The 13,945-nt window shown below is 60.9% G+C and carries 14 protein-coding genes; 10 read left to right on the top strand and 4 right to left on the bottom strand.

Features of this window, described 5'->3' with window-relative positions:
• Positions 1–403 precede the first annotated feature (403 nt).
• The 3 genes from BLP10_RS09275 to BLP10_RS22800 all read left to right on the top strand — a co-directional run bounded on the left by BLP10_RS09275 (position 404) and on the right by BLP10_RS22800 (position 3,141).
• Positions 404–1,732, top strand: a complete 1,329-nt coding sequence (locus tag BLP10_RS09275) for a DUF2254 domain-containing protein (RefSeq protein WP_175493851.1) — start codon at positions 404–406, stop codon at positions 1,730–1,732.
• Positions 1,722–2,231, top strand: coding sequence for a DUF421 domain-containing protein (locus BLP10_RS09270; RefSeq protein ID WP_091133659.1), 510 nt, complete (start codon positions 1,722–1,724; stop codon positions 2,229–2,231). Before BLP10_RS09275 ends, BLP10_RS09270 begins: the two co-directional genes overlap by 11 nt.
• Positions 2,232–2,850: 619 nt before the next feature.
• Positions 2,851–3,141 (top strand): hypothetical protein, encoded by a 291-nt coding sequence (locus BLP10_RS22800; protein ID WP_139165456.1) that lies wholly within the window; start codon positions 2,851–2,853, stop codon positions 3,139–3,141.
• 302 nt (positions 3,142–3,443) lie between these two features.
• Here BLP10_RS22800 and BLP10_RS09260 read toward each other — a convergent pair whose 3' ends face one another.
• Positions 3,444–3,902 (bottom strand): GatB/YqeY domain-containing protein, encoded by a 459-nt coding sequence (locus BLP10_RS09260; protein ID WP_091134269.1) that lies wholly within the window; start codon positions 3,900–3,902, stop codon positions 3,444–3,446.
• A 143-nt stretch (positions 3,903–4,045) separates the two neighbouring features.
• Between BLP10_RS09260 and carA the strand changes: the two genes are divergently transcribed.
• From carA to BLP10_RS09240, 4 genes are all read left to right on the top strand, one after another.
• Complete coding sequence (carA, locus tag BLP10_RS09255; protein WP_091134267.1) at positions 4,046–5,257, top strand: glutamine-hydrolyzing carbamoyl-phosphate synthase small subunit; 1,212 nt, start codon at positions 4,046–4,048, stop codon at positions 5,255–5,257.
• A gap of 203 nt (positions 5,258–5,460) precedes the next feature.
• Positions 5,461–5,835, top strand: coding sequence for a hypothetical protein (locus BLP10_RS09250; protein WP_091134265.1), 375 nt, complete (start codon positions 5,461–5,463; stop codon positions 5,833–5,835).
• 79 nt (positions 5,836–5,914) lie between these two features.
• Positions 5,915–6,463, top strand: a complete 549-nt coding sequence (locus BLP10_RS09245) for a cupin domain-containing protein (RefSeq protein WP_091133656.1) — start codon at positions 5,915–5,917, stop codon at positions 6,461–6,463.
• 41 nt (positions 6,464–6,504) lie between these two features.
• Positions 6,505–7,200: a class I SAM-dependent methyltransferase gene (locus BLP10_RS09240; RefSeq protein ID WP_091133654.1), complete on the top strand. Its 696-nt coding sequence runs from the start codon at positions 6,505–6,507 to the stop codon at positions 7,198–7,200.
• A gap of 101 nt (positions 7,201–7,301) precedes the next feature.
• Here BLP10_RS09240 and BLP10_RS09235 read toward each other — a convergent pair whose 3' ends face one another.
• Together BLP10_RS09235 and BLP10_RS09230 are read right to left on the bottom strand one after the other, a co-directional pair.
• Positions 7,302–7,697, bottom strand: a complete 396-nt coding sequence (locus tag BLP10_RS09235) for a GtrA family protein (RefSeq protein ID WP_091133652.1) — start codon at positions 7,695–7,697, stop codon at positions 7,302–7,304.
• Entirely contained in the window at positions 7,694–8,515 is an 822-nt protein-coding gene (locus BLP10_RS09230; protein WP_091134263.1) for an SDR family NAD(P)-dependent oxidoreductase, read from the bottom strand. Before BLP10_RS09230 ends, BLP10_RS09235 begins: the two co-directional genes overlap by 4 nt.
• A 190-nt stretch (positions 8,516–8,705) precedes the next feature.
• Between BLP10_RS09230 and carB the strand changes: the two genes are divergently transcribed.
• From carB to BLP10_RS09215, 3 genes are all read left to right on the top strand, one after another.
• The gene (gene carB, locus BLP10_RS09225; protein ID WP_091133650.1) at positions 8,706–12,176 is read left to right on the top strand and encodes a carbamoyl-phosphate synthase large subunit; all 3,471 of its coding nucleotides are present in this window, start codon (positions 8,706–8,708) and stop codon (positions 12,174–12,176) included.
• Positions 12,177–12,283: 107 nt separating this feature from the next.
• Positions 12,284–12,760: a transcription elongation factor GreA gene (greA, locus tag BLP10_RS09220; protein WP_091133648.1), complete on the top strand. Its 477-nt coding sequence runs from the start codon at positions 12,284–12,286 to the stop codon at positions 12,758–12,760.
• Between the two features lie 18 nt (positions 12,761–12,778).
• Positions 12,779–13,300: a hypothetical protein gene (locus tag BLP10_RS09215; RefSeq protein WP_091133646.1), complete on the top strand. Its 522-nt coding sequence runs from the start codon at positions 12,779–12,781 to the stop codon at positions 13,298–13,300.
• 11 nt (positions 13,301–13,311) lie between these two features.
• Here the strand turns inward: BLP10_RS09215 and BLP10_RS09210 are convergent, their stop codons facing one another.
• Positions 13,312–13,842: an Lrp/AsnC family transcriptional regulator gene (locus tag BLP10_RS09210; protein WP_425286944.1), complete on the bottom strand. Its 531-nt coding sequence runs from the start codon at positions 13,840–13,842 to the stop codon at positions 13,312–13,314.
• Positions 13,843–13,945: the final 103 nt, after the last annotated feature.

Below are 13,945 nucleotides of genomic sequence, written 5' to 3'. Positions count from 1 at the left end.
GACGTCCAATCCACCATTTCCTTTGCACTTCGAGCGCTTGGAGCATCCTGCAACGCTTATTGCAAGTCAATCCGCGGCCAGCCCTCGGGAATCATCATAGCGGCGAGGTTAACGGCATTGTTGGTCCGCCGGCGGAACGGCTTTATCGAACGCGGACAATGTTCTTGTTTCGTTCTTATGTTTTGCCCTAACCTTGGCTATAGGTATGGGTTTCCGGCTCCAGTGAGAGGCACACTCGCGAAGCATCGGGAATGAGGGGAGCCGGAACGGTTCTGGGCAGGTCGCGCCACCCTCGATCACCTCTCAGGCTGCGAGGAGACCATGCCAACGTGTGTCACGAGACGACGGACGGCGATGAAGCGCCTTCATGGATCCAGTCGGCCTTGCCCTAGGTTGTCCATCCATGAGTCGCATCCGCAACATGCTTGCCCTCCTGCGCGCGCAGCTCTGGATCATTCCGCTGGCGCTCAGTCTGCTTGCCTTGGCTCTCGCCTACTGGGTTCTGACCACGGGGGGCTCTTTCCTTGAAGGCTGGACCGAAGGCAGCAAGCTCTGGTGGCTGTACGGAGGTGATGCCGAGTCTGCCCGCGGCCTCCTATCAAGCCTGCTCTCCGGCCTGATGACAATGACCTCGCTCATCGTCTCGGTAACCTTCGTCATCCTGACTCTGTCCGCCAATCAACTTGGCCCTCGTCTGATCTCGACCTTCATGGCTGACCGGCAGATCCAAGCTGTGCTGGGCCTGTTTATGGGTACGATCATGTATGTGCTGCTGGTCCTGCGCAGCTTGGACGAAACCCTCGGTCGCGAAGGCGTGCCCCACATCGCCGTCACGATCGGCAGCGCGCTCACGATGGTCTGCCTGTTCGCGCTGCTGTTCTACGTGCACAAGATCGCCCGCTCGATCATTGCCGACAACGTCGTCGAGCGTGTGGCCGAGGACCTTCACAGCAACATTGCCGGGATGCTGAGGAACACGAAGGAGGAAAGCGCGCCGCGGGAAATGGCCGAAGCGGTTTCGGCGACTATCGCCCTGGATCGGGCCGGCTACGTTCAGGTGGTCGACTACACTCGCCTCGTGGAGATTGCATGCAGCTCCAAATCGATCTTTCGAGTCAATGTAAGAGCCGGCCATTTCGTGCTGCGCAAAGGCGCGCATGTCGTCGTTCATGGCGGACATCCCGTGGACGACCATATGTCCGATGCGATCAGAGCGGCTTTCGTGATCGGCGTGGAGCGCAGTCCGGCACAGGACATGGAGTACAATCTGCGTCAGCTCGTCGAGATCGCGCTCCGAGCCTTGTCGCCGGGCATCAATGATCCATACACGGCCATTGCGGTCGTCAATCAGCTTGGCGCGACCCTCGAGGAGATCTTTCGGTGCTCGTTGCCGCCCGTTTTCCTTCGAGACGATGCTGGTGAACTGCGAGTTATCGCTCAGCGCTCGGACATGCAAGGACTGGTCGACGCGGCCTTCGATGCGATTCGCCAAGCCGGGAGCGACTCACCGTCCGTCCTGATCCGGATCGCCGATGTCCTGGGTCAGCTCGCCCCCGTTCTCCAGAACGAGGCTGCACGACAGGCTGTGACGTCCCAGCTCAGCAAGCTTGCAGAGACTGTGGAGCAGTCACCGGCTCCCTCCTGCGACCGGACAGCCATCCTGTCCCGCATCGCGCAGGCGGCAGACCTGATTTCATCGCAACCCAAGAGCGGACGTATTCATGTTATTTGATTCATGGTTCGGTCTGTTACGCGTTCTGGTGGTGGGCACGCTCGCCTATGTCGCACTCGTGACGATTCTTCGCATCTCCGGCAAGCGTACGCTCACCAAGTTGAGTGCCTTCGATCTCGTAGTCACCGTTGCTCTCGGTTCGATACTCGCCACAGTTCTGTTGAGCAGGTCTGTCGCGCTCGCAGAGGGCATACTGGCTATGGCCCTTTTAGTGTTCCTTCAATTCGCAATCACGTGGCTATCGGTTCGCTCGCCCAGGTTTGCATATCTGATGAAGAGTGAGCCAACCCTAATTGTACACCAGGGGCAGTTTCTCGATCGCGCCCTGCGGGCACAGCGGATCACGCGCGACGAGGTCATGGAGGCGCTGCGCGGCAGCGGCGTTCCGGACGTCGCTCAAGCGTTGGCTGTCGTCTTGGAGCCAGATGGGTCTATCAGCGTTATCAAGTCTGCGGATCGGAATGCCTCCTTCACCCTATCGAGCGTCCGGGATCCATAGTCCAATCACTTTGGATGAAACGGGGGCCTGGGATGTATTTCCCCAGTCGGCAAGGTGAAGGTCTGCCTCTCGACGGGACTCCAAGCGAGTTCTGCAGAATTAATGCGGAAATCGCGCGAGCCGGACAAAGCGTCCAAACCATCCTGCTTCTATTCCGACGCAGATGGTGATCCGGCTCCGCGGCTGCGCTAGAACGAGGGCCACGCAGCCACTCCTTTCATTTTGCATACTCGCTGGTCATGGATTCCTGTTCCAAAGAGTGGTGGAGTAGAAGTACGTTCACATGAAGTGCTTTGTTCTCTTTTTGTTCTTGACTTTAGTCCTAAGCTGGGCTATATCCTTGCCTGTCCCGACCCGCTGAGGGGCGCGCTCGCGAGGCGTCGCATGTGTGGGGTTGGGGGCGGTCCTGTGCAGGCGCTGACGCAGCGCCTGGATGGGAGGCCCATCGCTGAAAGATGCGGTGTACGCCTAAACAAACCGTGCGCGAGATGCAGCTCTGCTCTCACACACAAACATCGTCGAGCCGGGCTGCAGGTCGCGCCACCCTCGATCACTTCTCAGGCTTCGGGCTGAATCAGCCCGGAGCCCGAAGGCGCATGTCATTTTCCACGAGAATTCATTGCCAGACGAACCATTGCCGGAGCTTTTCATGAGCCGTGCCAGCTTCCCCTTCCCCGTCGTCCCTGATTGCGACGACACCCTGCGCCGTCTCGCCGATGTGCTGCAGATCCCCCTCACCTGCCGGAATCACCGTTGCCGGCGCGCGGGCCAGTGCCAGGGCGGCTACGGGCCACCCTGCTATTTCGAGAACCATGGGGATTTCGTGGCGGGCGTGCGCGAGCAGATGCCCGAATACCGGGAGTATTGGAGCGCACAGCGGCGGACCGCAAAGGCGGCGCTGCGGCGGTGAGGCAGAAGTATAACGGCCTCGCTCTCGACCTGAAAGGCTGGCCCATAGAGCGCGGTCAGCCCTCCTCCCCCTTGTGGGGAGGAGTTGGAGGTGGGGGTGTAAGCGCCATTGCTTCAAGACGTAACGCCGACACCCCCACCCTGGCCCTCCCCACAAGGGGGAGGGAAACCCACTTCATATGTTGGTCGGCCAAGCACCCTGAAGACAAAACTTGGCTCAAGCGCCATTCTCGTCAGGCGTTCCCGGATTCCGCTTGGCGGCTCCGGGAAGACGAGATTGTTGAGAACGGGACGGGCGCTCCGTTAGCCCTTCGGCAGCATGTCCTTCACGAGGCCGCTGGCCTTGGCGAAGTCCATTTGGCCCACATACTTGGCGCGAAGCGCGGCCACGACCTTGCCCATGTCCTTCATGGAGGCGGCGCCGGTCTCGGCGATGGCGGCCTCGATGGCGGCCTTGGTCGCGGCCTCGTCCATCTGCTGCGGCAGGTAGGAGGAGATGACGGCGACCTCGTTCTTCTCCTGGTCGGCGAGTTCCTGGCGTCCGCCCTGCTCGTACATGGTGATCGATTCCTGGCGCTGCTTCACCATTTTCTGGAGGAGAGCGAGGATTTCCTCGTCGGAGAGCGGCTCCTTGCCGTTGCCTCTCGCCTCGATGTCCTTGTCCTTCAAGGCGGCCTGGATCAGGCGGATCGCGCCGAGCTTGCCCTTGTCGCCGGCCTTCATGGCCTCTTTCATCTCGGCGGTGAAACGTTCGCGCAGCATGCGGATCTCCTTGGTTTTAAGGTGCTTCAAGCGTTGACGGGACGCGAACGGCCCCTTAAGTCGTGCAGGACAGTTCACGGTCGGCCCGGAACGGGCCTGCTCAAGCACGGCCTGTTGGCCTCGGACTTAAAGAGATCATGACGATGCTGCAAGACAAAGACACCACCGGGTTCCACTCGGGTGGCTGGGAAGAGCCACGCGCGACGGCCGTTCTCGTGCTCCAGGACGGCACGGTGCTGGAAGGTTTCGGCATCGGCGCCGAGGGCGAGGCCACCGGCGAGGTCTGCTTCAACACCGCGATGACGGGCTACCAGGAGATCCTGACGGACCCTTCTTACGCCGGGCAGATCATCACCTTCACCTTCCCGCATATCGGCAACGTGGGCACCAACGACGAGGACATCGAGAGCGTGAATGCCGCCTCGTCCTCCGGCGTGCGCGGCGTCGTGTTGGCCGCCACCATCACCGAGCCGTCGAACTGGCGCGCCTCCCGCGACCTCGACGCCTGGCTCAAGGCTCGCCAGATCGTCGGCCTTACCGGCATCGACACCCGCGCGCTCACCGCGCTCATCCGGGACAAGGGCATGCCGAACGCGGTCATCGCCCACAGCCCGAAGGGCGAGTTCGACCTCGCGGCGCTCAAGGCCAAGGCGGCGGCCCTCCCCTCCATGGACGGTCTCGACCTCGTGCCGCTCGTCACGAGCACCCAGCGCTTCGACTGGAATGAGACCACCTGGACCGTGGGCGAAGGCTACGGCCAGCAGCAGGCCGAGCCCAGGCACCACGTGGTCGCCATCGATTACGGCGTGAAGCGCAACATCCTGCGCCTTCTCGCCCGCGCCGGCTGCAAGGTCACCGTCGTGCCGGCCACCGCCACGGCGGATGAGGTTCTGGCGCTCAAGCCCGACGGCGTGTTCCTCTCCAACGGTCCCGGCGATCCGGCGGCCACGGGCGAATATGCCGTGCCGGTGATCCGCAAGGTGCTGGAAGAGAAGATCCCGACCTTCGGCATCTGCCTCGGCCACCAGATGCTGAGCCTCGCCGTGGGCGCGAAGACCCAGAAGATGCACCAGGGCCACCACGGCGCGAACCATCCGGTGAAGGACAAGACCACCGGCAAGGTGGAGATCACCTCCATGAATCACGGCTTCGCCGTGGATCCGGCAACGCTTCCGGCCAACGCGACGGAGACGCACGTCTCCCTCTTCGACGGCTCGAATTGCGGCATCGCCCTCACCGACCGCCCGGCCTTCTCGGTGCAGTACCACCCGGAAGCCTCCCCCGGCCCGCAGGACAGCCACTACCTCTTCGACCGCTTCGTGAAGATGATGGACGAGGGCAAGGCGAAGGCTTGAGCGCCGAAGCCATCAACCGATTTTTCGAAACAGCGTCGGCGCTCCCTCAGGGCGGCGACGCTTTCTTTTTGAGCATCGTGCGATTTCTCACCCGCCGCGCAACCGCGACAAACGCGAACGTTGCCTCACTCCCCCAAATCACGTTAACGGTTGATTAACCATAAAAATCAATGCTTCCGGGCTATATTTTGGGGGTTCCTCCGATGGATTTCGATCAAGATTCCGGCGAATTCAGCCGTCTGCATAACCTGTTCACCTTTCATCTCGGCATAGCCGTCACGCTGGCGTGGCTGACCTCGCTTTACGCCTCCGTCTACGCCCCATGGGTGCGCAATATCCGTCCGCTTCTCGATCCGGCCAATGTAGGCCCCGTCGAGAGCACCTGGTCGTATCTCTTCATTTTTCCCGTCGTTCTCACGACGGCATGGCTGATCTCCATCTTCGGCCAGAACATTTTCGCGAAGTTCCGACTTCTGAAGAATCAGGCCATCGAGTTCGGCATTGCTGCAGCCGTTGCCTTCGCGATGTTCTACCTCTCCATCGACCGCGCTGTTGCGGCGATGCTGCTCGGCATGTGAGATCAAAGCCTAACGCTCCAGCTCGATCTTTTGCCTGACCCATGCGTTCTCTCTACCGCATTCGCAAAGGGAGAACGGCATGGCTCAGGCAAAAGGATATGGCGACCCGAGAGGGTACAACGCGCCGCTCGGAACCGAGACTTACATTCTTCAGAGCAATGGCATCGTGCCGAACTCGCCCCTGCCGCTGATCGTCCGGCGCGGCGCCGTCACGCCCGACCAGAATGATCCTCCAAAAGCCTTCAAAGCCACTTTTGCCAAGAATGGCTGGACCAATGCATGGATGGATACCATCCATGATTACCATCACTATCATCCCAACACTCATGAAGTGCTGGGCGTCGTGTCAGGCTCGGCTTCCGTGCGCTTCGGCGGAGAAGACGGAGAACTCGTCGCCGTTTCCGCAGGCGATGTGGTCATCATTCCGGCCGGTGTGGCGCATGCCCTTATCAACGCAAGCGACGATTTTGCCGTTGTAGGTGCTTATCCGGACGGTCGTGACTACGAGACCATCAGGGACGACCCTGGAGCTCTGGCTTCGTCCCAACAACGTATTTCCCAAGTTCCCCTGCCCTCCTCAGATCCTGTCGACGGCGCAGAGGGGCCCCTCACCAAGCTCTGGTCCTGAACATGATGACGTCGGCTTAAGCTTGGGCTAGAACCTGGCTCATGACGAGCTGGCGAGACTACTGGAACCAAGACACCCCGATCTATTCTGGGGAGCGGCACAAGCTTTTACATTACAAACTCTTGGCCAATGACATCATCGGCTACATCCCATCAGGAGATGCGACCGTCCTCGATTATGGTTGCGGCGAAGCGTTGTTTGCTGATCAAGTCGCAGCCAAATGCGGAAAGCTCTATTTGAGCGATGCCGCGCCTCTCGTACGGGAACGGCTGCAGGATAAGTTCAGCGGCAACAAACGTATTGCGGTTCTGGCCCCGGAGGAAGTCGCCAGCCTCGCTGATGGATCGCTCGATCTCGTGGTAGTCAACTCGCTGCTGCAATACCTCTCTCTTAACGAACTGCGCAGTCTGCTGAAGCTCTGGCGCTCAAAGTTGAAAAGCGGCGGCAGGCTTGTCATCGCCGACGTGATCCCACCCAATGTAAGCCCGATCACCGACGCCAAAGCGCTTTTGTCGTTCGCATGGCATGGCGGCTTCCTGAGGTCGGCCGTTTCGGGCCTCGCACGGACAGCCTTCTCCGAATACCGCAAGATCCGGGAAGAACTCGGCCTTGCTCAGTACAGCGAGGACGAGATCATCGACATTCTCGAGGATGCCGGTTTCGTGCCTGAGCGTGCCGCACGTAATTTTGGGCACAACCAAGCCCGCATGACCTTTACGGCTCGCCCCCAGTCATGAAGTCCACATCGCGGGTTAGACGAGCAGAGAGCGCTGGGCAGATCCAAAGCTGTGGACGCAAGAACTGGAATCGATGCATGCTTTAAGAACGTTTTGCCCTCTTAGGCGAACGTCCATGTCCTGTGAGCGATGAAGCTCCACAGCATCACGATCCCAGTTGTTACCAACTGTGCAGGAAGATAAGGCGCGTCGAGCCATTCCACGAATGCATGCATGAATCCCCAGGTCAGCAGGAAACCCACCAGCGCAACCACGGTGAAGCGCCAAGTGGCCTCCCGGTGCGGCCGGACACTCTCATAAGTGTGCTTGCGGTTAAGAGCGTAGGAGATGATTCCACCTGCGACATAGCCAGCGAGCGTCGCAGGAACAGGATGGGCGCCTGCCCATTCGACAAGGCCGATCAGCAAGCCATAATGAGCAATGGCTGCCGCAATACCGGCTCCGAAGAAGATGACAAGCTGGCGGCCGAGCCGATGAAGAGGTCGAAGTGCGATCACGCTCTTCCGTTAGCCTCTTCTTCAGGCCGCGTCACCTCACCTCTCTGAAGCCGCCCGGCAATGTGGCGGACAATTCGACGGGGAAGAAACTTGGCTCCCAGGGTTCCGAGCCAGTTGGCGCGGCCCGTGACGACGATGGCCCTGCCCGCCTCATAGCCCTCGACAGCCATTCGCGCCACCTCGGCCGCAGTCATGATGCTCGGCCTGTAGACCCTGGAATATTCCACGTCGGCTGTTGCGGAAAATTCACTCTCCGTCGATCCAGGGCAGAGAGCGGTCACCGTCAGGCCATGGGATTTTGCTTCCTCGTGCAGCGCCTCCGAGAGTGAGAGCACATAGGCCTTGGTGGCATAATAGACTGCCATATGGGGACCGGCCTGGAAGGCTGCCGTGGAGGCGACATTCAGGATACCGCCCCGCTTCCGCTCCAGCATGCCCGGCAAGAGGAGGCGCGATAAGGCCGTGAGTGCCCCTATATTGAGGTCGATCATGGCCAGCTGCCGCTCGAAAGGCAGCGTTGCAAAATTACCTCTCAAGCCAAAGCCAGCATTGTTCACAAGAGTATGAACCCGGATGCCGCGGTCGCGGAGCATCTCGGCAAGGTCTTTAGGCGCTTCCCTATCCTCCAAGTCCAAGGCTATGGTCTCCACCTCGACATTGTGGGCAGCCCGAATCTCAGCGCTCAAAGCCTCAAGCCGCTCATGCCGTCTGGCCACAAGAACCAGGAAATAGCGTTTCGAGGCGAAGACCCGCGCCAATTCAGCACCAATTCCGCTCGATGCACCCGTTATGACGGCCCAGCGCGGCTCCTCAGACATTTCGACACTCCTCTGGTCCTGAACGGAGATCATGCAATCTCGAAGACCTGACAGCAAATCACGGCTCAGGCCTTTGAATTTGTGACAGCACCGTGTAAGAGCCTCTCTCAACCTTCAATCTGACACATCCCGGCTGCGCGAGAAGCGCCGCAAAGAGCGGCCGCGCGGCTGGACACGCCTGGGTGGCCCTATGCCGAAGCGGACAGACATTTCCTCCATTCTCATCATCGGCGCTGGACCGATCATCATCGGTCAAGCTTGCGAGTTCGATTATTCGGGCACTCAGGCCGTCAAGGCCCTGAAGGAGGAAGGCTACCGAGTCATCCTGGTGAACTCGAACCCCGCGACGATCATGACCGATCCCGATCTCGCGGATGCTACTTATGTGGAGCCGATCACCCCTGAGATCGTCGCCAAGATCATCGAGAAGGAAAGGCCGGACGCCATCCTGCCTACCATGGGTGGCCAGACGGCGCTGAACTGCGCCCTGTCCCTCAAGAAGATGGGCGTGCTCGAAAAGTACAACGTGGAGATGATCGGCGCGACGGCTGAGGCCATCGACAAGGCCGAGGACCGGCAGCTGTTCCGCGAGGCCATGACCAAGATCGGCCTCGATACCCCGAAGTCCCGCCTTGCGAACGCTTCGGCTCTCAAGAAGGCCGACCGCGATGCCTATCTGGCCGAACTCGCGCGCATGGAAGCGCTCGACATCCATCCGGGCGACAAGAAGCGCATGATCGCTGCCTACAAGCTCAAGTGGGATGCCGGCGAGAACGAGCGCCGCAAGCGCTATCAGGAGCACGCTATGGGCGAGGCCCTGCTCGCGCTCGCGGAAGTGGGTCTGCCTGCCATTCTCCGCCCGTCTTTCACCATGGGTGGCACCGGCGGTGGCATTGCCTATAACCGCGAAGAGTTCCTCGACATCGTGGAGCGCGGTCTCGACGCCTCCCCCACCAACGAGGTTCTGATCGAGGAAAGCGTGCTCGGCTGGAAGGAGTACGAGATGGAGGTCGTCCGCGACAAGGCGGACAACTGCATCATCATCTGCTCCATCGAGAATTTCGATCCGATGGGCGTGCATACGGGCGACTCGATCACCGTCGCGCCGGCGCTGACGCTCACGGACAAGGAATACCAGATCATGCGCGACGCCTCGCTGGCGGTACTGCGCGAGATCGGCGTGGAGACCGGCGGCTCGAACGTGCAGTTCGCGATCAACCCGGAAAACGGGCGCATGATCGTGATCGAGATGAACCCGCGCGTGTCGCGCTCCTCCGCGCTTGCCTCGAAAGCCACCGGCTTCCCGATTGCGAAGGTCGCGGCGAAGCTCGCGGTCGGCTACACCCTGGACGAGATCGCCAACGACATCACCGGCGGCGCGACGCCTGCATCCTTCGAGCCCACCATCGACTACGTGGTCACGAAGATTCCGCGTTTCGCCTTCGAGAAATTCCCCGGAGCAGAGCCTACTCTCACCACGGCCATGAAGTCCGTCGGCGAGGCCATGGCTATCGGCCGCTCCTTCCCGGAATCGCTGCAGAAGGCTCTGCGCTCGCTTGAGACAGGCCTGACGGGTCTCGACGAGATCGAGATCGAGGGTCTCGGCAAGGGCGACGATCGCAACGCCATCAAGGCCGCCATCGGCACGCCGACGCCGGACCGCATCCTGAAGGTCGCGCAGGCGCTTCGCCTCGGCATCAGCCATGACGAAGTTTACGCATCCTGCAAGATCGATCCGTGGTTCCTGGAGCAGCTCCAGGACATCGTCGACATGGAAGCGAAGGTGAAGGCGAACGGCCTCCCGAAGACGCCTGGCGCTTTCCGCCAGATTAAGGCCCTCGGCTTCTCCGATGCGCGTCTGGCCGTGCTCACGGGCAAGACTGAAGCGGAAGTGCGTGAGGCGCGCCGCGCGCTCAATGTGCGTCCCGTGTTCAAGCGCATCGACACCTGCGCCGCGGAGTTCGCTTCGCCCACAGCTTACATGTATTCGAGCTACACCGCTCCGTTCGCAGGTCAGCCTGCGGATGAGGCCAATCCGTCGGATGCCAAGAAGGTTATCATTCTCGGCGGCGGTCCGAACCGCATCGGTCAGGGCATCGAGTTCGATTATTGCTGCTGCCATGCCTGCTTCGCGCTGAAAGACGCAGGCTACGAGACGATCATGATCAACTGCAATCCGGAGACGGTCTCGACGGACTACGACACCTCCGACCGCCTCTACTTCGAGCCGCTGACGCAGGAAGATGTTCTGGAGATCATCGAGACCGAGCGCACCAAAGGCACGCTCCATGGCGTGATCGTGCAGTTTGGCGGCCAGACGCCGCTCAAGCTCGCCCGTGCTCTCGAAGAGGCGGATGTGCCGATCCTAGGCACCTCGCCGGACGCCATCGACCTCGCCGAGGATCGCGATCGGTTCAAGCGCCTCCTCGACAAGCTGCACCTGAAGCAGCCGAAGAACGGCATCGCCTATTCGGTGGAGCAGGCGCGCCTGATCGCTGCCGATCTCGGCCTGCCCTTCGTGGTGCGCCCGTCCTATGTGCTCGGCGGTCGCGCCATGGCGATCATCCGCGACGAGGCCCAGTTCGAGGATTACCTGCTTGGCACCCTGCCGAGCCTGATCCCGTCGGATGTCAAGGCACGCTATCCGAACGACAAGACCGGCCAGATCAACACTGTGCTCGGCAAAAACCCGCTTCTCTTCGACCGTTATCTGTCGGACGCGATCGAAGTGGACGTGGATTGCCTCTGCGACGGCAAGGACACCTTCATCGCAGGAATCATGGAGCACATCGAGGAAGCAGGCATTCACTCCGGCGATTCTGCCTGCTCGCTCCCGCCCCGTTCACTCTCGGATGAGATCATTGCCGAGCTGGAGCGCCAGACGAGGGCCATGGCTCTCGCGCTGGACGTGGGCGGCCTGATGAACGTGCAATACGCCATCAAGGACGGCACGATATACGTTCTGGAAGTGAACCCCCGCGCGTCGCGCACCGTGCCCTTCGTCGCCAAGGTCATCGGCGAGCCCATCGCCAAGATCGCGGCCCGCGTGATGGCAGGAGAGTCTCTTTCGAGATTCGGCCTGACGCCGAAGGAACTGCCCCACATTGCTGTCAAGGAAGCCGTGTTCCCCTTCGCCCGCTTCCCGGGCGTGGACGTCCTGCTGGGGCCTGAGATGCGCTCCACAGGCGAGGTCATCGGCCTCGACCGGGGCTTCGGCGTGGCCTTCGCTAAGAGCCAGCTCGGCGCAGGCAGCCAGGTTCCGAAGACCGGCACCCTCTTCGTATCGGTTCGCGACTCGGACAAGGAGCGCATCCTGCCGACAGTGAAAATGCTCGAAGAGCTGGGCTTCAATATCGTCGCCACGGCCGGAACCCAGAAATTCCTGGTGGAGAACGGCGTCAAGGTCTCCCGGATCAACAAGGTACTGGAAGGCAGGCCGCATGTGGTGGATGCCATCAAGAACGGCGACATCCAGCTGGTCTTCAATACCACTGAAGGTGCAGGCGCCCTGTCAGATTCTCGCAGCCTTCGGCAGGCTGCCCTCTTGCATAAGATACCTTACTACACCACTCTTGCAGGAGCGATCGCTGCAGCCGAGGGCATCAAGGCCTATCTCGACGGCGATCTCGAGGTCAGAGCGCTTCAGGACTATTTTGCCTGAGGCATTCTGCCTACATATTGGAACTGCGAAGCTTCAATGGAGTTTTCGTTGACATGCGAGGGCGCTGGAAACAGCGGCCTCGTACCTCTTTTTAGACGAGACAAACGATGGACAAGGTCCCTCTGACGATCAAGGGTTTTGCGGCGCTAGAGGAAGAACTCAAGCACCGGCAACAGGTTGAGCGCCCTCGGATCATCCAGGCGATCGCGGAAGCCCGCGCGCTTGGCGACTTGTCGGAAAACGCCGAGTATCATGCCGCCAAGGAAGCGCAGTCCCTCAACGAGGGCCGCATCCTCGAGCTGGAGAGCATGATTTCCCGTGCGGAAGTCATCGATATCGCCAAGCTTTCGGGCGATCGGATCAAGTTCGGCGCCACCGTGAAGCTGGTGGACGAAGACACCGAGGAAGAGAAGACCTACCAGATCGTAGGCGAGCCCGAGGCTGACGTCCGCTCGGGCCGGGTCTCCGTCTCCTCTCCCATCGCCCGGGCCCTCATGGGCAAGACCATCGGCGATACGGTGGAAGTGTCGACCCCGAGCGGCGGCAAATCCTACGAAGTCGTCGGCGTTCAGTTCCGCGTCTAAGGAACGGTGAGAGGGCATATGATGAAAAATCAGATCATGTGCCCCTTATCCCGCCGCTCTTTTCTCTTGGGCCTCACCTGCACCGGCCTTGCCGGCGTGGGCGCGATGACGCATGCCCCGGCTCAGGCTCAAGCCTTTCCTCAAGCCTTTTCCTCGTTTTCCGTCGATGTGACGCCGCTCAAGGCCAAAGGCCTCGGGCCTTTCGCCGATCTCGTCGCCCAAGCGGCGCTCGACGAACTGCACCGCTCCTTCGCCGACCGGATTGACCGGCGCGGCCCGCGCTTCGTTCTCGTGATTACGGATGTATCCATGACAGCCTTCACGGATGGAGGCTCATGGCGAGGACGCGGCGGCGGCGGTGGTGGCCACGACGGCATGGATGGGGAAGCTCTGGCGGTCGGCCCCAAGGGCCAGATCCTGGCTCGGCATCCACAGCATGCGGTGCTCGATGTGGCCCGGAGAAGCACCGAGCCGGACGAGCCGGGCCGCGCGGCCGCTCTCGCGCAGCACTACGTGCGTTGGCTGCGCCGCAGGCTCTGATCGAGCCCGCCTTATTCCGTGACTTCGGCGATATCCTCGATCGGCACCAGAGGCTCGTCCTTGATCAGGTCGAGGGTCAGCGCGGTACGGACGTTGCGGACATTGGGAAGGGAAGTGAGCTCTGAGACGAGCCCCTGGAACGAGCCTAGGTTCGGCGCCACGCATTTCAGGATGAAATCGATGTCGCCCGACAGGGTCCAGCACTCACGCACCATGGACCAGTCCTTCACCCGCTGCTCGAATTCCTGAAGCTCCTTCTTGCCCTGGATATCGAGCTGCACCATGGCGAAGCACACGATCTCGAAACCCAAACCCTTTGGGTCGAGAATGGCGCGATAAGCCTTGATGATGCCGGCGCTTTCGAGGGCACGCACCCGGCGCAGGCATGGTGGGGCCGACAGGCCGACACGACGCGCCAGCTCCACATTCGTGATGCTGCCGTCGGCTTGCAGTTCCTTCAGGATGGCCCAGTCGATAGAATCGAGGCGTCCGCGCACGGTCACTCCATAGGCGCATGCCAAGCTCTTGGAGACTCGGGCCATGCTGCACTTTCAGTCAAAAAACTCGTCTTGGCTGAGTAGACCGTGTAAAGGGTCAGCACAAGCGGGACGGGCGATTAAGTCGCAACGAACCATATGAACTCCA

This window comes from Microvirga guangxiensis, assembly GCF_900102135.1.
Lineage (GTDB): Bacteria > Pseudomonadota > Alphaproteobacteria > Rhizobiales > Beijerinckiaceae > Microvirga > Microvirga guangxiensis.
This window is presented reverse-complemented; position numbering and strand designations above follow the sequence as displayed.